At 70.6% G+C, this 23,349-nt stretch carries 24 protein-coding genes and 1 pseudogene; 13 read left to right on the top strand and 12 right to left on the bottom strand.

Annotated features, from left to right (window positions below; translation table 11 throughout):
• Positions 1-46 precede the first annotated feature (46 nt).
• Positions 47-1,189: a CaiB/BaiF CoA transferase family protein gene (locus tag ACQP2O_RS25285; RefSeq protein WP_433189928.1), complete on the top strand. Its 1,143-nt coding sequence runs from the start codon at positions 47-49 to the stop codon at positions 1,187-1,189.
• A 93-nt stretch (positions 1,190-1,282) separates the two neighbouring features.
• Here ACQP2O_RS25285 and ACQP2O_RS25280 read toward each other — a convergent pair whose 3' ends face one another.
• The gene (locus tag ACQP2O_RS25280; RefSeq protein ID WP_433189925.1) at positions 1,283-2,254 is read right to left on the bottom strand and encodes an LLM class flavin-dependent oxidoreductase; all 972 of its coding nucleotides are present in this window, start codon (positions 2,252-2,254) and stop codon (positions 1,283-1,285) included.
• Between the two features lie 66 nt (positions 2,255-2,320).
• On the opposite strand from ACQP2O_RS25280, the gene ACQP2O_RS25275 reads away from it, so the two are divergent.
• Complete coding sequence (locus tag ACQP2O_RS25275; RefSeq protein ID WP_433189922.1) at positions 2,321-2,812, top strand: nuclear transport factor 2 family protein; 492 nt, start codon at positions 2,321-2,323, stop codon at positions 2,810-2,812.
• A gap of 54 nt (positions 2,813-2,866) precedes the next feature.
• Here the strand turns inward: ACQP2O_RS25275 and ACQP2O_RS25270 are convergent, their stop codons facing one another.
• Positions 2,867-3,628 (bottom strand): SDR family NAD(P)-dependent oxidoreductase, encoded by a 762-nt coding sequence (locus tag ACQP2O_RS25270; protein ID WP_433189919.1) that lies wholly within the window; start codon positions 3,626-3,628, stop codon positions 2,867-2,869.
• Positions 3,629-3,667: 39 nt separating this feature from the next.
• Positions 3,668-4,882: a thiolase family protein gene (locus tag ACQP2O_RS25265; RefSeq protein WP_433189916.1), complete on the bottom strand. Its 1,215-nt coding sequence runs from the start codon at positions 4,880-4,882 to the stop codon at positions 3,668-3,670.
• Between the two features lie 89 nt (positions 4,883-4,971).
• On the opposite strand from ACQP2O_RS25265, the gene ACQP2O_RS25260 reads away from it, so the two are divergent.
• Positions 4,972-5,736 (top strand): crotonase/enoyl-CoA hydratase family protein, encoded by a 765-nt coding sequence (locus ACQP2O_RS25260; protein ID WP_433189913.1) that lies wholly within the window; start codon positions 4,972-4,974, stop codon positions 5,734-5,736.
• A 59-nt stretch (positions 5,737-5,795) separates the two neighbouring features.
• On the opposite strand, the gene ACQP2O_RS25255 is transcribed toward ACQP2O_RS25260, so the two are convergent.
• On the bottom strand, positions 5,796-6,566 hold the full coding sequence (locus ACQP2O_RS25255) for an SDR family NAD(P)-dependent oxidoreductase (RefSeq protein ID WP_433189910.1): 771 nt from the start codon (positions 6,564-6,566) through the stop codon (positions 5,796-5,798).
• Positions 6,567-6,634: 68 nt separating this feature from the next.
• Between ACQP2O_RS25255 and ACQP2O_RS25250 the strand changes: the two genes are divergently transcribed.
• Complete coding sequence (locus tag ACQP2O_RS25250) at positions 6,635-7,438, top strand: SDR family oxidoreductase (protein WP_433189907.1); 804 nt, start codon at positions 6,635-6,637, stop codon at positions 7,436-7,438.
• Positions 7,439-7,919: 481 nt separating this feature from the next.
• Here ACQP2O_RS25250 and ACQP2O_RS25245 read toward each other — a convergent pair whose 3' ends face one another.
• Positions 7,920-8,159: a DUF397 domain-containing protein gene (locus ACQP2O_RS25245; protein ID WP_433189904.1), complete on the bottom strand. Its 240-nt coding sequence runs from the start codon at positions 8,157-8,159 to the stop codon at positions 7,920-7,922.
• A 587-nt stretch (positions 8,160-8,746) separates the two neighbouring features.
• On the opposite strand from ACQP2O_RS25245, the gene ACQP2O_RS25240 reads away from it, so the two are divergent.
• Both ACQP2O_RS25240 and ACQP2O_RS25235 read left to right on the top strand, forming a co-directional pair.
• Positions 8,747-8,974, top strand: coding sequence for an EAL domain-containing protein (locus ACQP2O_RS25240; protein WP_433189901.1), 228 nt, complete (start codon positions 8,747-8,749; stop codon positions 8,972-8,974).
• Between the two features lie 38 nt (positions 8,975-9,012).
• A pseudogene (locus tag ACQP2O_RS25235) lies at positions 9,013-9,216 on the top strand (IS630 family transposase); the annotation flags it as partial.
• A gap of 117 nt (positions 9,217-9,333) precedes the next feature.
• Here the strand turns inward: ACQP2O_RS25235 and ACQP2O_RS25230 are convergent.
• Positions 9,334-9,912 carry a TetR/AcrR family transcriptional regulator gene (locus tag ACQP2O_RS25230; protein WP_433189899.1) on the bottom strand — a complete coding sequence of 193 codons (579 nt, stop codon included), beginning with the start codon at positions 9,910-9,912 and terminating at the stop codon, positions 9,334-9,336.
• An 88-nt stretch (positions 9,913-10,000) separates the two neighbouring features.
• Here ACQP2O_RS25230 and ACQP2O_RS25225 point away from each other — a divergent pair, with 88 nt between their 5' ends.
• The 3 genes from ACQP2O_RS25225 to ACQP2O_RS25215 all read left to right on the top strand — a co-directional run bounded on the left by ACQP2O_RS25225 (position 10,001) and on the right by ACQP2O_RS25215 (position 11,782).
• Positions 10,001-10,957, top strand: a complete 957-nt coding sequence (locus ACQP2O_RS25225) for an NADP-dependent oxidoreductase (RefSeq protein WP_433189896.1) — start codon at positions 10,001-10,003, stop codon at positions 10,955-10,957.
• Positions 10,958-11,330: 373 nt separating this feature from the next.
• On the top strand, positions 11,331-11,525 hold the full coding sequence (locus ACQP2O_RS25220) for a hypothetical protein (RefSeq protein ID WP_433189893.1): 195 nt from the start codon (positions 11,331-11,333) through the stop codon (positions 11,523-11,525).
• A gap of 116 nt (positions 11,526-11,641) precedes the next feature.
• Entirely contained in the window at positions 11,642-11,782 is a 141-nt protein-coding gene (locus ACQP2O_RS25215) for an NUDIX domain-containing protein (protein ID WP_433189890.1), read from the top strand.
• Between the two features lie 52 nt (positions 11,783-11,834).
• Here the strand turns inward: ACQP2O_RS25215 and ACQP2O_RS25210 are convergent, their stop codons facing one another.
• The 5 genes from ACQP2O_RS25210 to tcuA are packed head-to-tail and all read right to left on the bottom strand — an operon-like array spanning position 11,835 to position 17,664.
• Positions 11,835-12,704, bottom strand: coding sequence for an enoyl-CoA hydratase/isomerase family protein (locus ACQP2O_RS25210; RefSeq protein ID WP_433189887.1), 870 nt, complete (start codon positions 12,702-12,704; stop codon positions 11,835-11,837).
• 10 nt (positions 12,705-12,714) lie between these two features.
• Positions 12,715-13,851, bottom strand: a complete 1,137-nt coding sequence (locus tag ACQP2O_RS25205; protein WP_433191159.1) for an alcohol dehydrogenase catalytic domain-containing protein — start codon at positions 13,849-13,851, stop codon at positions 12,715-12,717.
• Between the two features lie 2 nt (positions 13,852-13,853).
• Complete coding sequence (locus ACQP2O_RS25200) at positions 13,854-14,651, bottom strand: N-acyl homoserine lactonase family protein (protein ID WP_433189884.1); 798 nt, start codon at positions 14,649-14,651, stop codon at positions 13,854-13,856.
• Position 14,652: 1 nt separating this feature from the next.
• Entirely contained in the window at positions 14,653-16,092 is a 1,440-nt protein-coding gene (locus ACQP2O_RS25195) for an aldehyde dehydrogenase (protein ID WP_433189881.1), read from the bottom strand.
• Between the two features lie 48 nt (positions 16,093-16,140).
• A complete protein-coding gene (tcuA, locus tag ACQP2O_RS25190; protein ID WP_433189878.1) occupies positions 16,141-17,664 on the bottom strand; it encodes an FAD-dependent tricarballylate dehydrogenase TcuA in 1,524 nt (507 codons plus the stop codon).
• A gap of 530 nt (positions 17,665-18,194) precedes the next feature.
• Between tcuA and ACQP2O_RS25185 the strand changes: the two genes are divergently transcribed.
• From ACQP2O_RS25185 to ACQP2O_RS25175, 3 genes are all read left to right on the top strand, one after another.
• Positions 18,195-19,313: a S1 family peptidase gene (locus ACQP2O_RS25185; RefSeq protein ID WP_433189875.1), complete on the top strand. Its 1,119-nt coding sequence runs from the start codon at positions 18,195-18,197 to the stop codon at positions 19,311-19,313.
• Between the two features lie 137 nt (positions 19,314-19,450).
• The gene (locus tag ACQP2O_RS25180; RefSeq protein WP_433189872.1) at positions 19,451-19,987 is read left to right on the top strand and encodes a MarR family winged helix-turn-helix transcriptional regulator; all 537 of its coding nucleotides are present in this window, start codon (positions 19,451-19,453) and stop codon (positions 19,985-19,987) included.
• A 14-nt stretch (positions 19,988-20,001) separates the two neighbouring features.
• The gene (locus tag ACQP2O_RS25175) at positions 20,002-20,706 is read left to right on the top strand and encodes a DUF998 domain-containing protein (protein WP_433189870.1); all 705 of its coding nucleotides are present in this window, start codon (positions 20,002-20,004) and stop codon (positions 20,704-20,706) included.
• Positions 20,707-20,722: 16 nt separating this feature from the next.
• On the opposite strand, the gene ACQP2O_RS25170 is transcribed toward ACQP2O_RS25175, so the two are convergent.
• Complete coding sequence (locus tag ACQP2O_RS25170; protein ID WP_433189867.1) at positions 20,723-21,832, bottom strand: YbfB/YjiJ family MFS transporter; 1,110 nt, start codon at positions 21,830-21,832, stop codon at positions 20,723-20,725.
• A 109-nt stretch (positions 21,833-21,941) separates the two neighbouring features.
• Between ACQP2O_RS25170 and ACQP2O_RS25165 the strand changes: the two genes are divergently transcribed.
• A complete protein-coding gene (locus tag ACQP2O_RS25165) occupies positions 21,942-23,333 on the top strand; it encodes a PLP-dependent aminotransferase family protein (protein WP_433189864.1) in 1,392 nt (463 codons plus the stop codon).
• Positions 23,334-23,349: the final 16 nt, after the last annotated feature.

The following is a 23,349-nucleotide window of genomic DNA, read 5'->3' as shown; positions in this document are numbered from 1 at the left end:
TATCCTCAATCAGGATAGCTCCCTCGGCGCTTCATCTGGAGGCCCTGTGCCGGATTTCGGTCCACTGGCGGGAATACGGGTCGTGGAGCTCGCCGGTCTCGGGCCGGCCCCGTACTGCGCGATGCTCCTGGCCGACCTCGGCGCCGACGTCGTACGCGTCGACCGGCCGGGGCTGCCCGCCGATCCGCCCTGGCCGGTGCTGGGGCGCGGGCGGCGGTCCGTGGTGGTGGACCTCAAGAACGAGGCCGGGGCGGACGCGCTGCTCGCGCTGATCGACCGGGCCGACGTGCTGCTCGAGCCGTACCGCCCCGGCGTGGCCGAACGTCTCGGCATCGGGCCGGAGATCTGCCTGTCCCGCAACCCGGCCCTCGTCTACGGGCGCATGACCGGCTGGGGGCAGGCCGGCCCGTGGAGCCGGATGGCCGGCCACGACATCGACTACATCGCCGTCACCGGGGCACTGCACGCGATCGGCCGGGAGGGCGGGCCGCCGCAGCCGCCCCTCAACCTGCTGGGCGACTTCGGCGGCGGCAGCATGTTCCTGCTCGTCGGCGTGCTGGCCACCCTCTGGGAGCGCGAGAGGTCGGGACAGGGCCAGGTGATCGACGCGTCGATCGTCGACGGCACGGCGTCCCTGACGGCATTCGTGCACGGCGTACGCGCGGCCGGGATGTGGCGCGACGAACGGGGCGTCAATCCGCTCGACACGGGCGCGCCGTACTACGACGTGTACGAGACCGCGGACGGCGAATGGATGGCGGTCGGCGCGATCGAGCCACGGTTCTTCGCCGAGCTGGTCCGGCTGCTCGCACTCGACGACCCGCCGCCGCAGGACGACCGGTCACGCTGGCCGGAGTTGCGCGCGGCGCTGGCCGCCGCCTTCCGCCGGCGAACGCGGGAGGAGTGGACGAAGGTCTTCGCGGGAACGGACGCGTGCGTCGCGCCGATCCTGTCCTTCGCGGAGGCGGCCGACCACCCGCAACTCGCCGCCCGCGGCACGCTCGTGACCCGCGACGGCGTACTCCAGCCCGCACCCGCCCCCCGCTTCTCCCGTACGCCCGGCCGCATCGGTCCCGCCGCACCGGCGGCGGGCGCTCACAGCCGGGAGGTCTTCGAGGACTGGGGCGTCCCGGGCGTCGACGAACTCCTGAACGGCGGGGCGCTCCGCGACGGCCGGAACAGGTCATGAGCCCTCCTGTGACCGGGCGGGCTGTGCACGCTGATTCCTCGGTCATGGACCCTCTTGGTGTGGCCGTGCCTTCGATCTCCTGGCTTCGCTCGGTCACCGGTCCGCGATGAGCGCCGTCCGGACATCGCCGAAGAGCAGGTCGAGATGCTCCTCGACCATCGAGTCCGGCATCCCTCCGATGCGGCACCAGAACAGCAGATGTTCGACGGGCAGGCCGTCGATTCGCGCGGTGAGTTCGGCGGCGGCCCGGGTGGCGTCGAGAATCCGGTAGCCGCGAACCGCGCCGGTGGCGCGGAACTCCTCGCGCAGTTCGTCGACCTTCAGCACGCGGGGCGTGCGGCCGCGGCCGTCGGCGATCGCCTGGCGGTAGCTGTTGAGGTGGTACGCGAGATGCGGCAGGAGCTGCTCCAGCGCCCGCTCCGGGTCGCGGACCAGCAGCAGATCGACGACGCCGCCCACCCGGCCCGGGCCATCGATCCCGGCATCGGCGCGGCCGGCGAGATAGTGCCGGTAGAGGCCGGGGTCGAGGCTCAGCAGGCCGACGTCGAGCGACCCGGCCGTACGGGCGCCGCGCGGCCCCTGATAGCCCAGCCAGACCGGCAGCGGGTCCTGGACCGGAGCGGGCTTGATCTCGCCGCGTTCGAACCAGGACCGAAGGTGCCAGACCGTGGCGGCGGTCGTCCGGTAACGCTGCGCCTCATCCGCGCCGAAGGTCTCGAACTCCGACCGTACGTACCCGGCGCCCAGCCCGAGTTCGAGCCGGCCGCCGGAGAGCACGTCGACGAGCGCCGCCTCCTCCGCCAGGTGCCGCGGATGGCGCAACGGCGCGAGGACCACCGCCGTCCCGATCCGGAGCGAGGTCGTACGCTCCGCGAGGGCGGCCCCGAGGACGAGGGGCTGGGACAGGTAGCCGTCCTCGAACCCGTGGTGCTCGGTCAGCCAGACGGCCTGCGCGCCGCGCCGTTCGGCGGCGGCGACGAGGTCGAGTGTCGAGCGGTAGAGGTCGCGCCAGGTGCGCGACCACGGCGGCGGGTTCCGCATGTCGAGGTAGATGCCGAGTTTCATGGGCCACTTCCCAGGGATTTAGTATCCTTTTTAGCACTCAGGCACCGTCAGTGGGAGCGTGGAATCGTGGACTCACCGGAACCGCCGGTCGCGCCGGACCGCTGTCCGGACTGCGCTCGACTCGCCGACATCGAGGCGATCAAGCAACTCAAGGCCCGGTACTTCCGCCACATGGATCAGCAGAACTGGACGGAGTTCGGCGAGGTCTTCGCCCGGGACGCCGTGGTCGGGGGCGGTCCTCAGCAGGTGGTCGGCCGCCCGGCGATCGTGGAGTACATCGCGGCGATGTCGCAGAACGCGCGCATGGCCCACCAGGGCTTCCTGCCGGAGATCGAGGTCGTCGGCGCCGGCGACGCGACCGGGACCTGGGCGATGTCGGACTACTACGAGACGCTCGGCACCACGCCGCCGGTCGGCTTCCGGGGCTTCGGCCACTACGTGGACCGTTACGCGCAGGAGGACGGCGCGTGGCGGATCACGTCCAGCAGGCTGACCCGAATCAAGATCATCCCACTGGAGGGCGGGCTCCCGGCCTTCTACCGGCGGACCGACCGGTGAACCGCCCCGGGGCACGGCACCCGGCGAGCCGCGGCATCATGTCGACGGCGACCGTCAGCGCGGGCCCATCCGGATCGCGCCGTCGAGGCGGATCGTTTCGCCGTTCAGCATCGGGTTGGCGGCGATCGCGCAGACCAGGTCGGCGTACTCGCTCGGGTCGCCGAGCCGGGCCGGGTGGGGGATCTGCGCGCCGAGTGAGGCGCGTGCGTCCTCGGGCAGCGTCATCAGCATCGGCGTGAGGAAGATGCCGGGCGCGATCGTGTTCACGCGGATCTGCTTGTCGGCGAGGTCGCGGGCCGCGACGATCGTCATCGCGTGGACGCCGCCCTTGCTCGCCGAGTAGGCGATCTGGCCGATCTGCCCTTCGAAGGCCGCGACCGACGCGGTCATGAGCAGGACGCCCCGCTCGCCGTCGATCGGCTCGTTGCGCATCATGCGGTCGGCCGCGAGCCGGACCACGTTGAACGTGCCGACCAGGTTCACGTCGACGACGCGCCGGAACTGCTCGAGCGGCAGCAGTCCCCGTTTGCCGATGATGCGGCCCGGCGTGCCGATTCCGGCGCAGTTCACCACGAGCCGGATCGGGCCCCGAGACTCCGCGACGTCCAGTGCGGAGACGACGTCCTCCTCGCTCGTCACGTCGGCGGGCGCGAACTCCACCGGCTCACCGAGTTCGGCGGCGAGCTTCTCGCCGCGTGATCCGGGCAGGTCGACGATGACGACCCGTACTCCGTCGCCGGCGAGACGGCGTGTCGTCGCCTCGCCGAGACCGGAGGCTCCCCCGGTGACGACGGCGACGCCTTCGGTCAGCTTCATCGGACTACCTGCCTTCGCGGAGTTGGAGAAAAGAGGTGGTCAGAGCCGCTCGATGATCGTCGCGTTCGCCATCCCGCCGCCCTCGCACATCGTCTGCAGGCCGTACCGCCCGCCGGTCGACTCGAGGTAGTTGATCATCGTCGCCAGGATGCGGGTGCCCGAGGCGCCGAGCGGGTGGCCGAGGGCGATCGCCCCGCCGCGCGGGTTGAGCCGGTCCGGATCGACGGAGAATCGGGCCTGCCACGCCAGCGGAACCGACGCGAAGGCCTCGTTGACCTCGAAGGCGTCGATGTCGTCGATCGTGAGGCCGCCGCGCCGCAACACCCGCTCGGTCGCGGCGATCGGCCCGGTGAGCATGAGGAGGGGATCGCTGCCCACGACCGCGAACGCGTGGAACCTCGCGCGTGGCCGCAGCCCCAGTCGTACGGCCGACTCCTCGCTCATGATCAGCGCGGCCGAGGCACCGTCGGTGAGTGGCGAGGAGTTTCCGGCCGTGACGCTCCAGCCGATCTGCGGGAACCGGCGCGAGAGAGCGGCGTCGCGGAACGCCGGCGGCAGATCCGCCAGCCCGGCCACCGTCGTGCTCGGCCGGATCGTCTCGTCCCGATCGAAGACGACATCGCTATCGTCCCGATCGAAGACGACGTCGCGCTCGTCGTCGAGCCGTACCGGGATGATCTCGTCGGCGAACGCGCCACCGATCGTCGCGGCGGCGGCGAGCCGGTGCGAACGCGCGGCGAACTCGTCGAGCGCGTCGCGGCTCAGCTTGTACTCGGCGGCGATCAGCTCGGCCGAGATGCCCTGCTGGACGAGCCCGTGCGGGTACCGGAGCCGGATCGGCCCCACGTTCGCGTCCATCCCCTGGGCGGACGAGAACATCGGGACGCGGCTCATCGATTCGACGCCGCACGCGATCACCACGTCGTACGCGCCGGCGATGACGCCCTGGGCCGCGAAGTGCATCGCCTGCTGGCTCGAACCGCACTGACGGTCGATGGTCGTCGCCGGGATCGACTCGGGCAGCCCGGCGGCGAGCAGTGCCGTACGGCCGATGTTGTGCGTCTGCTCGCCGCTCTGCGTGACGCAGCCGGCGATGACGTCGTCGACAAGGGCGGGGTCGGTGTCCGTGCGATCCATCAGCGCGAGCAACGCGGTCGCGAGCAGGGTCGCGGGATGCACCCGTGACAGCCCACCGCCCGGCTTGCCCCTGCCCGACCCGGTACGGACGACATCAACGATCACTGCGGACGGCACGGCGGCTCCAGGCTGCTCGCGACTACAACTGCCATAAGAGTATACTATATTTCCAAAATCACCCTCTTCTCGAACCCGGGAGCGGACACGTGGCGGACAGCGTGATCGTGGAACACCTCGATCGAGTGCTCGTGATCTCGATCAACCGGCCGCAGGCGCGCAACGCGATCAACCGGGAGGTGACCGAGGTGATCGCGGCCGCCGTGGACGAACTCGACGAACGGGACGACCTGTCACTCGGGATCATCACGGGAACCGGCGGCAACTTCTGCGCGGGAATGGATCTCAAGGCGTTCCTCGCCGGCGAGGACGTGACACTGCCGGGGCGCGGCCTGGCCGGGATCTGCCGGCGGCCACCTCGCAAGCCGATGATCGCCGCGGTCGAGGGCTGGGCGCTGGCCGGCGGCTTCGAGATCGCGCTGACCTGCGACCTGATCGTCGCGGCCGAGGACGCGCGATTCGGCGTCCCGGAGGTCAAACGCGGCCTGGTCGCCGCGGCCGGCGGCCTGCTCCGCCTGCCCCGCCGCATCCCGCGGGCGATCGCCATGCAGTTGGCACTGACCGGCGAGCCGATGAGCGCCACGGACGCCCTTCGGTACGGCCTGGTGAACGAGCTCACGCCGAGCGGCGCGGCCCTGGAAGGCGCACTGGACCTCGCGCGCCAGATCACCCCGAACGGACCGCTCGCCGTGCAGGTCACCAAGCAGATCCTCGACGGAGCGGGCGACCGTACGGTCGACGAGGGCTTCGCCGAGCAGGAACCCCTCATCGATCGGATCCTGCGCTCGGACGACGCCCGTGAAGGCTCACTCGCCTTCGCCGAGAAACGAGCACCGATCTGGACCGGCCACTGACACTCGCCGACCCCGGCCCACCGCCGGTCGCTCGATGGGCCCGGGGCCGAGCGGCCTTTTCAGCGGGGGCCGAAGCGGTGGGCGCCGTCGATGCGGATGACCTCGCCGTTGAGGTAGTCGTTCTCGGCGATGGCCTGCACGAGCCGGGCGTACTCGTCCGGGCGTCCCATTCGCCGCGGATTGGGGATCGCGCCGCCCCATCGTTCCTGCGCGTCCTCCTCGCTCATCTGGAACGCGGGCGTGAAGAACGTGCCGGGCGCGATCGTCATCACCCTGATTCCGAGCGGCGCGAGATCACGGGCCGCGACCAGGCCGAGGCCCACGACGCCGCCCTTTGCCGCGGCATAGTCGGACTGGCCGATCTGCCCCTCGAACGCGGCGATGCTCGCCGTGTTGATCACGACGCCCCGCTGGCCGGAGTCGAGGGCCGGTGCTTCGACCATCCGCGCGGCGGACAGGCGCAGGGCGTTGAACGTGCCCACCAGGTAGATGTCCAGCGTACGGCGGAAGACGTCCAGGTCGTAGGGCTGGTTCGAGCGGTCGAGGATGCGGCTACCCGCCACCGGCCCGCCGTGCGCGGCGACGGCGATCCGCAACGGACCGCTCTCGCTCGCCGCGTCGACGGCGGCCCGCATGGACGACTCGTCGGTGACATCGGTACGCACGAAACGCGCGGCCGGGCCGAGCTCGTCGGCGAGCCGTCCTCCGGCGTCCTCCGCGAGGTCGGCGATCACCACACTGACGCCAAGGCTCACGAGCCGGCGCGCCGTCGCGGCGCCGAGCCCACCGGCGCCGCCGGTCACGATCGCGGATGCGCCCTCGATGTCCATTCAGACTCCTCTCGTCGAGTATTTAGGATACTGATATCGTCTTCATGGCTGTCAACGGGAGGGTCGATATGTCGATGGGGTGGAGCGAGGGCGATCCGGCCCGCGTCCTCGTCACGGGTTGCTCGTCGGGCATCGGGCGGGCACTGTGCACAGCACTACACGAGCGCGGTCACCACGTTGTCGCGACGGCGCGGAACGTCGCCACGCTGGCCGGCCTGCCGGTCGAGTCACGTCTCGAACTCGACGTCACCGACGCCCGGTCCGTCGCCGCCGCCGCTGAGGCGGCCGGACCGGTCGACGTCCTCATCAGCAACGCCGGGATCTCCGCCTGGGCGCCGCTCGAGGCGATGCCGATCGACATCGCGCAGCGCGTCTTCGAGACGAACGTCTGGGGGATGCTGCGCGTGGCCCAGGCGCTGCTGCCGGCGATGCGCGCCAACCGGCGCGGCCGCGTGATCACCGTCAGCTCGGCCGCGCTGCGCGGACATCCGCTGCTCGGGCTGTACGTCGCCAGCAAGACCGCGCTCGAGGCGCTGAGCGAGTCGCTGCGGCTCGAACTGGCGCTGTTCGGCATCGACGTCGTCCTCGCCGAGCCGGCCGCGGTCGTGTCGTCGTTCGGCAGCAACCGGACGCCGGTCGAGGTCGAAGACGCCGACTACGCCGACTTCACCGAGCGCGCGTACCGGCTCATCCAGGGGATGCGCGTCGACGCCCTGACCTCGGAACAGGCGGCGGAGGCCATCGCGGATCTCGTCGGCCGCGACGACCCTCCACTGCGGGTCCCGATCGGCGCGGACGCGACCCGCCTCGTCGCTGAGCGGCACACCGTCGAGGACGAGGAGTTTGCGCGGTCAGTCCTCGACCGCTTGTGACGCGGCCTTCCTTCGAGACGAGTGACGCGCCCGGCACGGACGGCCGGTCAGGCCTTCGCGGCGTGGGCCAACGGATTCCCCGCAGGTATCGGCCGATGTCCTCGGCGAGGATCCAGGCGACTTTCGCGGCGGTCTGCCGGGCCAGGTGCGGCGTCCGGCGTGGTCAGCAGCCGCGGCCCGAGCCAGATCGGATCGGCCCCTCGGGGAAAACGTCGAACCCGCGCACGACCAGAATCACCGCTTCGCCGCTCAAAAAGGCTTCTCTGAAGCACGAGCTGCCAGGATGGGTATCGCTTCGATCTTCTCCGGAGGAAGAACCTCCCCCCTGGTACCCCGTGACGGCCGAAGCCCCGTCCTGCAGGAAACGGGGATGCGCGCTTACGGGACACCTGGCACAGTCGGCCCGTGACCTTGATGGACCTGCTCATCGACTTCAGCCGGACCGGCCAAGCATAGGTCAGGGCTTCTCGGCTGTAGTGGGTCAGTCGTTGCTGGCGACGCCCTCGTCGAGGGCAGCTACTTCAACGCACGCGCCTTCGCCGCCGTTGCTGCGCGTGCTCTTGCGCCAGATGGCGCGGGAGGAGACCGGCCCAGCCTCTTCACCGAGGTCTGGGACATCAACCCAGCGCTGCCGACCAAGCGCCAGGCCGATGCCCTCGACACGAACGGCCGCGGACTCGGCATCATCGAGTACCTGTGCGTCAACTGGTCGGCGACCCATTGCCGTGAGGGCGGCAAGCTCGTCTGGGCCGAGCAGAGGTTCGCGCTATGAGCGAGGGCGTCCGGGCCTTCATCGCCCTCGGCATCGTGTTCGCCGTGTGGAGACTGGCCATCTACTTCTTCGGTCCCTGTAGCCGGTGCCAGGGCAGCGGTCTCATCACCAGCCTTGGCCGCTCCTGCCCCAAGTGCCGAGGTACCGGACGCAAGCGCTGCAGTCGGTAGACCTTGCCACCTCGTGGCCACACTCGCCGGCCACACCTCTTTACCCCGTCTACAAGCTCCGGGACGGCGGCGGCTGCGTTATCCCCCCAGTCACCCCGTCGCCGTCTCGGTGAGGGGAAGCACCCGTGATGAGGGACACGGGCGCTTCCCCTATACGGAGGCAACGGCGCCCGTCGTTCACTACATGCCGATTGTTGGTCCTGGCACGATGCGGCTGGAGGCGCTCTCGACCAACCCGGCCGTGTTTGCCCGCCTCACACCTCTCGAGGCCGAGGTGTACGACCGGCTGGTGCGCCTGGAGGCGTGCGCGCAGGTGGCCAAGTTCGGGCTGCCGGGGCTTGAGCTGTCGGTCAACGTCTTTCCGCGGTGCCTGCATGCTTCCCCCAGGAGATCGCGGACCTCCTCCTCAACAGCGGGCTGTCTCCCACACTGCTCGTCCTGGAGTTCATCGAGACGGAGCCCCTGGAGCTCTGCCGTACGGTCCGACGCAACCTCACCCTCATTGCCCAGATGGGCGTACGGCTGTCGATCGATGACTACGGCCGGGGTTACGCCACCTACCCTGCTTTGGTTAAGTACTCGACCGCCGTATAGCACCTCGAACTGCCCTAGTTCGGCGACACTTTCAGCAGCACGGGGTCCGGCAGTTCCACGGCTGCTACCCCGTCGGCGACGACACCCTCTGGGGCGTAGTCCACGAGAAAAAGTCCGCCGCGAACACCCTGGCCGCGTTGAAGTCGATCCGCGCCGCCCGCCCGGACGGAGCACCGATCTATCTCATCCTGGACAACCTCTCCGCGCACAACGCCGCGAACGCGCACGAGTCCGCAGCGAGAAAGGCATCCGCTGGGGCGGCCAACACCTCACCCCAGCCGCCTGACCAACCCTGCGAAGCTATCTAGACAGAGCGCTAGCTCGTTACTCTACGTAGACGTCCCGCGGTTCGAGGCGGCTCAGCCGGGCGGCGCGGGCCGGAGGCCGTCCATCAGGAGGTTCAGCAGGCGGTCGGCCTTGGCTTTGCGCCCGGGCCGGGGGGCCACGGTGAAGATGCCGATGAGCGAGGCGGCGATGTCTTCGGCGGTGACGTCGGAACGGAGGTCGCCCGCCGCGCGGCCTGCGTCGAGAATCGCGGTGATGGCCGCCAGTAGCTCGGTCCGTGTCTGCGCATGGGCGATCTCACCCGACTCGATCATCGCGAGCAGCGTGTCGAGCATGCCGTTCTTGGTCGCGATCCAGTCCCCGAACAAGTCCATCCAGCGCCGCATCGCCGCGGCCGGGGCCAGCCGGCCGAGCAGCTCACGGGCTCCGGTCGTCAGCCGCACGACCTGGTCCCGGTAGACCGCGTCGACCAGAGACTCGCGGGTCGGGAAGTGCCGGTAGAGCGTGGCGATGCCGACCCCGGCCTCACGGGCGATCGCCCGCATCGACGGCTCGCCGTCAGCCGAGACGAACACGCGGGTCGCCACCGCGAGCAACTGGTCGCGGTTGCGGGCTGCGTCCGCCCGTGGCGGGCGCCTCTCCGGCTCAGTCAAAACGGATCACGCTCCGGTTGTGTTAAGGTCTTCTAACCGGAGCATAGTCCGTTTCGCCGCGCCCCCCAATCCAAGGAGACAGGCGTCCATGCAGCAACAGAGTGATCAACCGTCGACGGGCAGGGGCAGGGCGGTCCGGCTCGATTCGTTCGGCGGCCCTGAAGTCCTGGACATCCGGGAGATTCCCGTGCCGCAGGCTGGTCCGGGCCAAGTCCGGGTGCGGGTCACCACGGCCGGCCTGAACCCGATGGACTGGATCATGACCGCCGACGCGGACACCGCCGCCCGGTTCGGCTTGAGCCTCCCGGCCGGGTTCGGGACCGACTACGCGGGAGTGGTCGACCAGGTCGGCGCCGGGGTGACCGGCTTCGCACCGGGCGACCGGGTCTTCGGGAGCGCCCTGTCCCGCGCGGTCGCCGACTTCGTGGTGGTCGACCCGGCCGGGGAAACCGCGGCGAACGAGGCCCATCACACCCCCGACGGCGTCGACGACCGCACCGCCGCCACCCTCGCGATCGCCGGCCGCACGGCATCCGCCGCCCTCGCCGTGGTCGGCCCCGGCCCGGACGACACAGTGCTGATCGGCGGCGCGGCGGGCGGGGTCGGGGTGTTCGCCGTCCAGCTGGCCCGGATCGCCGGAGCGCGCGTGATCGGGACGGGATCGGCGACATCGGCTGCTTTCCTGCGCGATCTCGGAGCCGAGCCGGTCGCCTACGGCGACGGCCTGGCCGACCGGGTCCGAGCACTCGCTCCCGGCGGCGTCACCGCCGCCATTGATCTGCACGGGACGGAGACAGTGCGCGCCGCAAGGGAACTCGGCGTCCCGGACGGCCGCATCTGCACCATCGCTGCGCAGGTCGAGGGCGTGTCGACGGCCAACGGCGCGAACGCCGCTGTCGGCGCCCTGGACGAGCTCGCTCGCCTGGTCGCGGCGGGCCGACTCCGGGTGCCTGTCGCGGCGAGCTTCCCAATCGAGCAGATCCGCAGCGCGGCCGAGCTCCAGGCCGGCCGGCACGTACACGGCAAGGTCGTCATCGACCTCTAGATCAGGTCCGTCGCGACGATGAACGCGATGTCGTCGTCACTGATCAGGCGGGGACGGCCTCCCGCCCGCTAAGGGGCCAGGGTGGGATGCTCTTCTCGTTGCAACCGAGAATGACGCCGCGGACGGTGTCCTTGTCCACGGCGACCACCGCGCGATCGCCGGCACTGGCGTTCCCGATGCCGAGCCCATGATGATCGTCGCCCTGCGGATCGCAGAGGGTTGGTGTGGCCCTGTCCGACCAGCTGCGTTAGGTGTAGGCCCGTCGTGGACGGTTAACCGGCATGCTGTGACGGGCTCGGCCATCCGCTCCCCACCTCCTCGATCCCGGCCTACTGCGGCCGTCGCCGGCGTTGCTCAGGTGACGTCCCGGGCCATGATCGAGCAGCTGAGCGTCAACATGGTGCGCGCTGTGCTCGCCGAGACCCGCCCGTACCGGGATGTCACGGACATGCTCGCACGCGACGGCATTCCCGTGCTGCTTCTGGATTCGGCCAAGCACGATGCCGATTTCCTCGCCGGGCAAGTCGTCACGTCCGTCCAGACGCTAAGGTCGCCCACGCATCAGTGACCACAGGAGGACGCATGCCAGAGCGGTACCGGTCGATCATCGACGTCCACGTCATCCTCGAACGCGACGACGAGATCCTGCTCCTGGAACGCTAGGGCACCGGTTACTGCGACGGCATGCTCCACCTGCCCAGCGGCCACCTCGACGAAGGCGAGCCCGTCACCGAAGGCGCCACCCGCGAAGCATACGAAGAGGTCGGCGTCCGGATCGATCCCACCGACCTGCGGTTGGCCACCCTCGCACTCCACGGCTGGTAGTCAGTCGGCCGCCGTCCCTCAACGGCGATACAGATGGACCAGTGAGACCGGATCAGCCGTAGTGGCGGTCGGCCTTGTCGAAGGTCTCGGCGAGGCCGCCCGCCGACCGCTTCTGGACGAAGTTGAACTCGTCCTTCTCGAACTGCAGGTTCGTCCCGTACGCGTGCAGCAGGTAGCTGCACACCTCCGACAGGGCCATCCCCATGCTCTGCTCGACGAGCCGATACGCCTCCTTCGCGATGACGATCCCGTCGGCCGGCATGCGCGCGACCTGGGCCGCGAGTTCCTCGGCCGTGGCGTGCACCTCGTCCGCGGGGACGAACCGCGTGAAGATCCCGAGGTGCGCCAGCTCGGAGGCCGGCGCGATCCGGCCGGTCAGCAGCAGGTCCTTGGCGAGCACCGGACCCAGCCGGTGGAAGAAGAGGTGCAGGTCGCCGAGCACCGGACCGAGGTAGCGGGTCGCGGGCATCCCGACCTTTGCGTCGTCGCCGACCACGCACATGTCCGACCCCATGAGGAACTCGAACCCGCCGCCGAGCGCGAAGCCCCGGACCTCGGTGATCGTGACCTTCGGGTGGTACGTGACGCGGTCGTAGACACGCGACGTCTTCCGGTCCACGACCAGGCGGCGGCGCTGGCTGGGCCGGCGCTTGCGCTCACCATCGCCGCTGCCGTCACCCGCCCCGTTCGGCGAGTCGTACCAGTTGTAGACCTCGCCCATGTCCACGCCGGACGTGAAGTTCTCGCCGGCCCCGCGCAGAATGACGACCTTGATGTCGTCGTCCTCGGCCACATCGTCGAGGCAGGCCACGATGCGGTCGTACATCTCGAGCGTCATCGCGTTGAGCTTGGCCGGGCGGTTCAGCGTCACCCGGGCGATGTGGGTCGTGGAATCCTTCTCGAAGAGCACATCGTCGTCCACGTTGCCGTCCTTAGCTGTTCGCGGTGGGTTGCCACGGGTCCACGACGTCGCGCACCGACGTCCCGGACGCCAGGCGGTCGAAGGCCTCGTTGACCTCGTCGAGGGGCAGAGTCGCCGAGCGGAGCCGGTCGACCGGCAGCCGGCCCGCGCGGTACAGGTCCAGGTAGCGCGGGATGTCGCGGCGCGGCGACGCGCTCCCCATGTAGCTGCCCTTCAGCGTGCGCTCGGTGGCCACGAGGTCGGCGAGCGGAACGTCGAGCCGCTGGCTCGGATCGGGCAGCCCGGCGGTGACCATCGTGCCGCCGCGACCGGTGATCGCGTACGCGAGCCGGGCGGCGGGCGCGGCGCCGGCCATCTCGAGCACGTGGTCGGCCGCGCCGAAATCGTCGAGGATCCGCTCCGCGCAGTCCGGCCGCGCCGCGTCGTACACGTGGGTCGCGCCGAGCGACCTCGCGAGTTCGCGTTTCCGCGGCGACACGTCGACGGCGGCGATCCGCGTCGCGCCGGCCGCGACCACGCCGAGGAGCGCGCTCAGGCCGACTCCGCCGAGCCCGACGACCGCGGCCGACGAGCCGGGGCGGAGCCGCGCGGTGTTGAGCACCGCGCCGACGCCGGTCACGACGGCGCACCCGAAGATCGCGGCGATGTCCAGTGGGATGTCGGCGTCGACGCGTACGAGCGACTGCGGGGTGACCACGGCGTACTGGGCGAAGGCCGAGACGCCGCTCCAGTGGTTCAGCGGCTCCCCGGCCAGGTTGAGGCGCCGCGCGCCGGTCGGCAGCGTCCCGTCGGCGCGCGCCTGCCAGGACGACGTGCACAGGTTCGGCCGCCCGGACAGGCACACGGCGCAGTCGCCGCAGCTGGCGACGAACACCATCACCACGTGGTCGCCGACCGTGAGCCCGCTCACCCCGGCGCCGACGTCTTCGACCACCCCGGCCGCCTCGTGGCCGGCGACCGCCGGGAGCTTCCGTGGCCGGTCACCGGTCACGGCGGAGAGGTCCGAGTGGCAGACGCCCGCAGCCGCGATCCGTACCAGCACTTCGCCCGGCCCGGGGCCCTCGAGGTCGACCTCGGCGACCTCGAACGGCCGGCTCCCGCCGAACGGCCTGGCCGAACCGGCCGTCCGCAGCACCGCTGCGCGCATCCTCACGACGGCACCGCCACCGGTTCGAGGTGCAGCGCGACGGCGCCCTCCGCCGTACTCGGAAAGCGCGTCCGTACGAGCGGATCGTGGCCGGGGATGATGTGGTCCGGCCCGTCCGCCAGCCGCGCGACGGTGCGCAGCGCCTCGACGTACGCGATCGTGTCGACGAGCACCGGGAACGGGTTCTCGGCGTCGAGGTTCTCGTAGTAGTGCACGGCGTCCGAGGCGAGGACGACGGGCCCGCGCTCGGTGGCGACCCGGACGACCTGCATGCCCGGTGTGTGGCCTCCCACGTGGTGGATCGAGATGCCGGGCGCGATCTCGTCGTCGCCGTCGTGGAACGTCACCCGGCCGCCGTAGAGCGCCTGCAGCCACTCACTCACCTGCGGCAGGTCGTACGGCCGGCGCAGGAAGCCGCTGCACATCGACGGTCCGGTGGCATGGGCGAGTTCGGTGCGCTGGACGTGCAGCCGGGCGTCCGGAAAGTCGAGCACGTTCCCGGCGTGGTCCCAGTGCATGTGCGTGGTGATGACGTCGCCGACGTCGGCGGGCCCGAGCCCGATGTCGGCCAGCGCCGCTACCGGCGAACGCAGGTGATCATGGCCGCGTGCCGTCATCGTCTCCGGCCCGGAACCGGTGTCGACGAGGACCACGCGATCGCCGCAGACGATCGCCCAGACGAAGAAGTCCATCGGCATCGACGCCTCGGGGCGGTCGGCCGGGCGGTTGTGGATCACGTTCTCGAAGCGCCGTCGTCGCCCGTTCGATCCGTACCTGAGGGCGAAGATGCGGTAGTCCATGTCAGCCGCCTCCACCGAGATCGACCCAGACGCTCTTGACCTGCAGGTATTCGGTGATTCCCGCGAAGCCGCTCTCGCGTCCGACGCCCGACGCCTTGTAGCCGCCGAACGGCGACTGGGGAACCGTGTTGCGGTACGTGTTGATCCAGACGGTGCCTGCCTGCACCCGGCCGGCGACGCGATGGGCCCGGCCGATGTCGCGGGTCCAGATCCCGGCCGCCAGGCCGAACGGGGTGTCGTTGGCCAGTTCGACCGCTTCGTCCTCGGTGTCGAAGGAGGTGACGGCCAGCACGGGCCCGAAGACCTCGTCCTGGAAGAGCCGGCTGTCCCGCGCCACTTCGTCGAACACCGTGGGCCCGATGAAGCGCCCGTCCTCGGTGTCGCCGCCGGTGACCAGCACGGCGTCGGTCGCACGGGCCGCCGTGATGTGCTCGGCGATCGCCTGATGCTGGACGGCGGTCGCGACCGGGCCGACGTCCGTCTCCGGGTCGGCCGGGTCACCGAGGCGTACCTTCTTGGCCCGGTCGACGATTCGTTCGAGCAGCGCGTCGTGCACCGACGCGTGGACGAGCAGCCGCGACCCGGCCAGACAGGTCTGCCCACCGGAGAAGAACACTCCGGCCGCGATGCCGTCCGCGGCGCGGTCGAGGTCGGCGTCGCCGAACACGATCTGCGGTGACTTGCCGCCGAGTTCGAGGGTGCACGGCTTGAGGTGCCGGCCCGCCAGCTCGCTCACGAGTGTCCCGGCGGCGACACCGCCGGTGAAGGAGACCTTCTTGACCAGGGGATGCGCGATCAGCGCCGGTACGACGTCCGGGCCGAACCCGGTGACGACGTTGACGATGCCGGGCGGCAGACCGGCCTCCTCGAACAGCGCGTTGAAGATGAGATTGGACGCGCTCGCGTGCTCGCTCGGTTTGAGCACCACCGCGTTGCCGGCGGCGAGCGCGGGTGCGATCTTCCAGGCGGCGAGGCGCAGCGGGGAGTTCCAGGGCAGGATCGCCGCGACGACACCGTACGGCTCGTGCACCGTGTAGTTGAGCGAGGCCGGCCGGTCGACGGGGATGACGTCGCCCTGCACTTTGTCGGCCAGGCCGCCGTAGTACCGGTACCAGGCGGCCATCGTGCGCAGGGACGCACGCAGTTCCTTGCGGGACTTGCCGTTGTCGCGGGACTCGATCTCGACCAGCTCGTCGAGCCGCTCGATCGCCAGGTCGGCGAGCCGGACGAGCAGGGCGCCACGTGCCCCGGCGGTCAGGGCTCGCCACGCTTCGGACCGGAAGGCGGTGTCCGCGTCGCGTACCGCCGCGTCGACGTCGGCCGCGCTTCCGCGCGCGATGGTCGCCCATTCGCGGCCCGTGTACGGATCGACCGACGCGAACGTCCGGCCGTCGTCGGCCGCCGTCGGCCGGCCTCCGATCATCATGCCCAGCTCACGCATGGCCTCTCCTCCCTCCATCCATAAAAAGTATACTCTAATAGGAGAAGATCAACGCACTGCGGCGGACGTCACCCTCGACCTTGGGGATACCTTTTTGGGCTGGTAGGCGGCGGCCCGCGTTCCCGCGATGCGCCCGAACACCGAGCCGGCCGTCAGGCCGGTGCCGCCCGGGTAGTTGTGGTAGAAAAGCCCGCCGACGATCTCGCCGCACGCGAACAGGCCGGGCAGCACCGGGCCCTCGGCGCCGCACACCTGAGCCTGCGGGGTGATGCGGAGGCCACCGAACGTGAACGTCACGCCGCAGGTCACCTGGAACGCCAGGAACGGTCCGTCGGTGAGCGGGTTGGCCCAGTTCGACTTGGGCACGGCGAGACCGACCGTGCCGCGGCCGTCCTTCACGGTCGGGTCGAAGGCGATATCGGTCCGCACCGCCGCGTTGAACGCCGCGACCTCGCCAAGGAAGCCGTCGGCGTCCACGCCGTCGAGACGCCGGGCGAGCTCTTCGAGCGTCGCCGCCTGCACCCGCGTGACCTCGCGGATGCGGTACTCCTCGCGCAGGAGGTGCGCCACCTTCTGGTCGAACACCTGCCAGGCGAACTGATGGGGCTGTTCGAGGATGCGGCGCCCGTACTTGGCGTACGTGTAGTTGCGGAAGTCCGCGCCCTCGTCGACGAACCGCTTCCCGTCGGCGTTGACCATGATCCCTAGCGGATAGCTGTGCTTCTGGAATCCGTCGCCGACCGCGAGATCGCCGTACTCGGGCGCGTTGCGATCCCATCCCACGGCGTGGCAACCCGACCAGTGGCCCGCCGGGGAGGCTCCGGCCTCCAGCGCCATGCGGTGGCCGTCCCCCGTGTCGAACCGGGTGCCGCGGACCTTGGCGAGATCCCAACCCGGGCCGAGATAGCGCGTTCGCCACTCGGTGTCGGCCTGGAACCCGCCGGTCGCCAACACGACGGCGCGCGCGCTGATCTCGGTCGTGACGCCGTCGATCACCGCGATCACGCCGTGTACGCCCGAGTCGTCGGCGATCAGGCTGACGGCGCGGCTGTTGTAGAGGATCTCGACGCCGGCTTCGGCGGCGACCGTGTGCTCCGTCTCGACCAGGCCGGGCCCGCCGCCGACCGCCTCGACCGTCAGCCCGCCCCAGAACCGGAACCGCCCGTCGACCTTGAACGCCTGACGGCCGTAGGCCGGCGCGAACCGGACACCCTTGCCGGCCAGCCAGACCAGCGTCTCGTGGCTCTTCCGTACGAGCACGTCGACGAGGTCGGGATCGGCGCGGTAGTCGGTGACCCGCTCCATGTCGCCGTAGAAGGTCTCGGCGCCGTAGACCCCGAAGTCGGTGCTCGCGACCTCGTCGTCGGTGAGGTCGGGCATCAACGCCCGCAGGTCGGCCACACTCTCGTAGACGGTGCGCATGGCACCCGCCGTGTACGCGGTGTTGCCACCGCGTTCGGCCTCGGGAGCCCGCTCCAGAACCAGGACGTCGGCACCCGCCTCCCTGGCCGCGAGCGCCGCGCACATCGCCGCATTACCCGCGCCGACCACGAGCACTTCGGTCTGAATCATCGACCCAACCTCACATTCGGTGCACTGAGTGCATCGGCCTAGCACACGAAAGACGAGTCACGTAGACCAGTTCGATCACCCGCGACCACGAAGCCTTTGGCCGAGGATTACCGATATCAGTATACTCTATCTCTACTCCGAGGACCCGCGTCGAGGCCGCGAGCCGCGCAGGAGCGCGGCGGCGGCCACCATGACGCCGCCGGCCAGGAGCCGTGCGTTCATGACAGCGGTCGACGGCGGCCCACCGGCAGGCTCGCGCGAACACGAGCACAGCTCACGGCAAGACTGATTTCCCCGCACCCGTTTCGGCACCTGCACCACGCCCACGAATCGGTCCCATCGTGCGCGAAAAAGGCGGGCGCGGCCTGGATCGCGTCAATGCAGCGCGTGGGTGAAATTACCCATCACCGGCTTCCCGGGTTGCACAATTCGACCGATTCGCGCTGTCTTGTGAATCACCTAACGTCCTGACGGAACGGGGACGCGGTCAATTATGACCGGCGCGTCCAAGGAATCCGTCCGGAGGGACCGTGGTCAAGATCGCTTCATTCTCATGTGTGGTCGCGATGGCTGTTACGGCCGTTTTCTCGGCTGCCATGCCGAGTGCGCAGGCCGCGGCGTCGCCATCGCCGAAACCGACCGCGCCGACCGACCGGCAACATCTGGCGAACCTCGCGACCACGCTGGCCGAACGCCTGGGCGACAACCGAAGCGTCGGCTCGTATTTCGACAAGGCGACGGGTCGGCTCACCGTCACCGTCACCGACAACGCCGCGGCCCAGAGCGTTCGTGCGGCCGGCGCGACCCCGCGAATGGTCGCTCGCAGCCACGCCGACCTCACCAGGGCGACCGACGAACTCGACCGCTCTGCCCGGATCCCCGGTACCGCGTGGGCGATCGACCCCGCCACCGACCAGGTCGTGATCTCAGCGGACGAATCCGTCACCGGTTCCAAGCTGACCAAGCTCAGGTCCGTCGCCGGCAGGCTCGGTCCGGCGGCCAGGATCGTGCCTCTCAACGGAAGGCTGAGCACGCTCGATGGCCCCACCATGCTGGACGGCACGGCCATCTACGCAAGCGCTGCAGGGGGCACGGCACGCTGCTCACTGGGTTTCAATGTTTTCAACGGTGCCCGGCACTTCTTCATTACCGCCGGACATTGCACGCACCTCAGCTCTACCTGGTTCGCCAACCAGGGCCTGACCAGCCGTCTCGGCAGCAATTCGGGCCAAGCGAACGTCTTCGGCGCCGGCGGTGACTACGGCGTCGTCGAATACGACACTGCCGGAATCCACGTTTGGGGTACGGTCGCCGGCACCAGGCAGTTCATTTCCGGTTCGGGCGACGCCTTCGTCGGCGAGGCGGTACAGCGAAGCGGCAGCACCACCGGTGTCCGCGGTGGCACCGTCACGGCGCTCAATGTGACCGTGACCTACGGCAGTGGCGAAACGGTCAATGGTCTGACCCAAACGACGGCTTGCGCCGAGCCGGGCGATAGCGGTGGCCCGTTCTACGCCGGCGGCACCGGACTCGGAATGCTCTCCGGCGGCTCCGGCAACTGCTCCGTCGGCGGCACCACGTTCTACCAGCCCGTCACCCCCGTCCTGCGGAACTTCGCCTTCACGCTGTGGGACAGGCCCCAGCCCTGAGAAAGCGGACGAAGGTGGTGGACACCGGCGTCCGACACCTGGTCGACCCGGCGGCTCCGGCTCATGGCCGAGCCGCCGGGTCGACCTGTCCTGTTCGGTAGATGCTTCGATTTTCGGAATATCCTATAGTCGGAGTTATGCCCGACAGAGAGATCACGGTCGCGAGGTTGTCCGCCGCGATCCGGCGCTACCAGCGCGAGATCGACGCCTTCGACCAGGCCGTCGCCGAACGACTGGGGCTCAACCGAACCGATCTTCGATGCGTCGACCTACTCCTTGACCGGCCGCTGAGCCTGACCGAGCTGGCCGAACACGCCGGTCTCAGCCAGTCGGCGATGACGACGGCACTCGACCGCCTGGAACGGGCCGGATACGCCTGCAGAACCCGGGACCCCGGCGATCGGCGCCGCTTCCTCGTGCAGCTCACGCCCGCCCTCCTCACCCGCGTCGCCGAGATCTTCAAACCGTTCGCCGCAGAGGCCACCGCCGAGCTTGACCGCTACTCCGTATCCGAGCTGGACACCCTGGTCCGGTTCTTCGCCGACGGGTCCGAGCGGCGAGCCCGCCACGCCCGGCGCATCCGGACCACACCGAAGGTGCGGCGAGCGGCGGCTCACCAGCGGTCCGCGCGCCCGGACGACGGCTCGCCGACCACGGCCCCGTCGGGCTCGTGAAGGGAAGGCACACCATGACCGGCATACGACCTGCGTCCCGCAGCACCGCCGCACGACCCGCGCCCCGCTCCCTAGCCCGATGGGGATCGATCGGCCTGATCTCGGAAATCGTCGCCGTGTGCACGTGGCTGGTGGCCGGCGCATGGCAGGGCCCCGCCTACAGCCCGGTTCACGACGACATCAGCGACATGGGCGCCCTCACCGCCCCGCACGCGTGGGCGTACCTCATCCCGCAGGCGCTCGCCGGTGCCGGAAGTATCGCCTTCATCCTGTTCGGGCTGCGTCCGTCACTCACGTACGACGGGCGAGCCGGCCGATCCGGGCCCTGGCTGGCCGCACTCTCGGGGATTCAAGACCTGACCGACGCGGCGTTCCGGCTCGACTGCCGGGCCGCCGACGGCTGCGACCAGGCCCACGCGACCACTTCCTGGCATGCGCAGGTGCACAGCGCGACCGGCTTCGCATGCGTCCTCGTGCTGATCGTCACGCCGTTCGTGCTCGCCCGCCGCTTCAAGCGCCTGCCACAGTGGCGCCGGTTCACCGTTCCCTCGGTCCTGCTGGGAGTCGTCTTCATCATCGGCCTGATCGCGATACTGGCACCCCAGACGGCCGCATATCAGGGACTGACTCAGCGAACGATCGCATTCGGCGGCGCGATCTGGGGCATCGCCGTGGCCGCCCACGTCGTCCGGCTCGGACGCGACGGGAGCGATCGCTGACCGATCTCAGCGTCGCCTATGCCGGGACGCCGGGCTGGAACAGGGCGCACACGGCGCTCGCCGCCAGCAACAGCGTCCCGGTGAGCAGCCCGGCGCGCAGACCGTACGGGCCATCGGCCATGGCTCCGCTGATGAGCGGACCGGCGCACTGCCCGACCCCGAACGCGGCGGTGAGGCCGGCGATCGCGGGCGGCCACTCGGTGGGCGGCAGGCTCTGGCGCGCGGAGGCGGTGACGGTCGCGCTGACCGAGAAGAAGCTGCCGAACAGCGCCGCGGAGGCCAGCTCGACCGCGCGGCTGCCCGAAAGAAGGGGAAGGGCCGACGCCAGCGCGGTCATCGCCACCGGCACGGCGACGCCACCGCCCCCGCCGATCCGGCTCAGCGGCGCGGCCAGCGTCAGGCCGATCACGATGCCGGCCGCGCCGAGAACGAACCAGAGCCATACGAGCTGGCCCGGCGTGCGCCCGTTGCCGCGCAGGTAGGCGACGGAAAAGGTCATATAGGTGATGTAGCCCGCGCCGAACAACCCGTACGAGGCGAGGAGCGCGCCGACGCGACGGCGCTCCCACGAGCGTGGGCGGCCGCCCCGGACCGGCCGCGCGAGCGGCATCCGCGCCAGCACCGGGGCGACCAGCGCCACGCACACCGCGCACAGCGCGCCGGCCAGCAGCCAGCCCGTACGCCAGTGCCCGGTGACCGCGACGGGCGTGATGAGGAGAGCCGAGACCGCGATGCCCAGCCCGGGCCCGGCGAAGTACACGCCCAGGGCGCGTGTCTCGCGTTCGGCGGTGAGCCGTGTCAGCACCGCGGCGCCCGCGATGAAGGCGATGGCCCCCGCCGCTCCGGCGACCAGCCGGAGGACCAGCAGCGCGGCGACGTCACCGGTCGCGCCGCACGCGGGGACGGTCAGCGTGGCCACGGCGAGCGGGCCGAGCACGGCGCCGCGCTCACCGAACACCGTGAGCACGCGGTCGGCGACGACCGCGCCGATCAGGTAACCGGCGGAGTTGGCGGCGCTCAGCCCGCCGACGGTGAGGCTCGACCAGCCGAGATGGTGCTGCATCGCCGGCACGAGGAGGCCGTACGAGAACCGCCCGAACCCGTTCGCGGCGGCCGGCACCAGCATCAGAGCGAGTATCCACCCCCGAGGGCACTTCATCGCCGTACCTCCCCGGTCGATCGTCCAGGGAGGACGCTAAGGGGGTGATGGCCCACACTCATGGTCCAATCGGCAGATGAATTCTTGGGCCAAGCCGGGTGTGGACCTGCACCTGTACGTGGAGCGGACCGGTGGTACCGGCCTGCGTGCCGGGCTGGAGCACTCGCTGCGCGCCGCGGTGCGCGGCGGCCGGCTCGGAGCGGGGACGCGGCTGCCTTCCTCCCGCCAGCTCGCGGCCGACCTCGGCGTCGCCCGCAACACCGTCGCCGACGCCTACACCCAGCTCGTCGCCGAGGGGTACCTGACGAGCCGCCGCGGCGCGGGCACGTACGTCGCGGGAACCCCTGGCCGCGCCACGGCATCGGCGGCGCCGGACGACGACGAGTCCGCGCCGCGGTACGACCTGCGCCCCGGCCGGCCGGACCTCGGCATCTTCCCGCGCACCGCATGGCTGACCGCGACACGGCGCGTGCTGGACGCCGGGCCGTCCGATGCCCTCACCTACGGCGACCCGCGGGGTCCGCTGGCCGCGCGCCGCGCCCTCGCCGCGTACCTGGCCCGCGTCCGCGGCGTCGACGCCGACCCGGACCGCGTCGTGCTGTGCACCGGATACCGGCAGGCGGTCGCGCTGGTGGGCGCCGCGCTCGCCCGGTCCGGCGTCGTGCGGGTCGCGGTCGAATCCCCCGGCCTGCCGGAGGTGCCCGAGGCGCTGATCCGAGCCGGCCTGACGTCGGTGGACCTTCCCGTCGACGACGACGGCGCCCGCACCGACCTGCTCGGCGCACTGGACGTGGAGATGGCGGTGCTCACGCCGGCGCATCAGTTCCCGACGGGGGCGCAGCTGTCCGCGGACCGGCGCGCCGCCGTGCTGGAATGGTGCCGCCGTACCGGTGGTCTCGTGCTCGAGGACGACTACGACGGTGAGTTCCGGTACGACCGCCAGCCTGTCGGTGCCCTGCAGGGCCTCGCCCCGGACCACGTGCTCTACGCCGGATCCGCCGGCAAGACCCTCGCACCGGGTCTTCGCCTGGGCTGGCTGGTCGTGCCGCCGCGCCTGCTCGACGCGATCCTGGCGGAGAAGCGTCTCGCCGACCGCCACTCCAACACACTCGACCACCTGGTCCTCGCCGAGCTCATCGACCGCGGCGACTACGACCGGCACGTACGCCGGTGCCGCCTGCGCTACCGGCGTCGCCGTGATGAACTCGTCCGCGCGCTCGCCGGTTGTACGCCGCCGCGGCGGGCCACGGGCGTCGCGGCCGGCCTGCACGCGGTGGTGCCGCTGCCGGAGGGCACGCGCGACATGCTCGCCCGCCTGGACCGGGCGGGTGTGGCCGTGAACGACATGAGCCGCTACACCGCCGCACCGAACCCGGACGCCCTCGTCATCGGCTACGCGACACCACCGGGCCACGCCTGGCCGGCCGCCTTGACCGCCCTCACCACCGCCCTCGAAGAGCGGGAGTGAAGGCTGGGGTGGAGCC

Origin of the sequence: Actinoallomurus sp. CA-150999, from assembly GCF_050942425.1 — a bacterium.
GTDB lineage: Bacteria > Actinomycetota > Actinomycetes > Streptosporangiales > Streptosporangiaceae > Actinoallomurus.
Note: the sequence above shows the minus strand (reverse complement) of the source record. Positions and strands in the feature narration are given on the sequence as shown.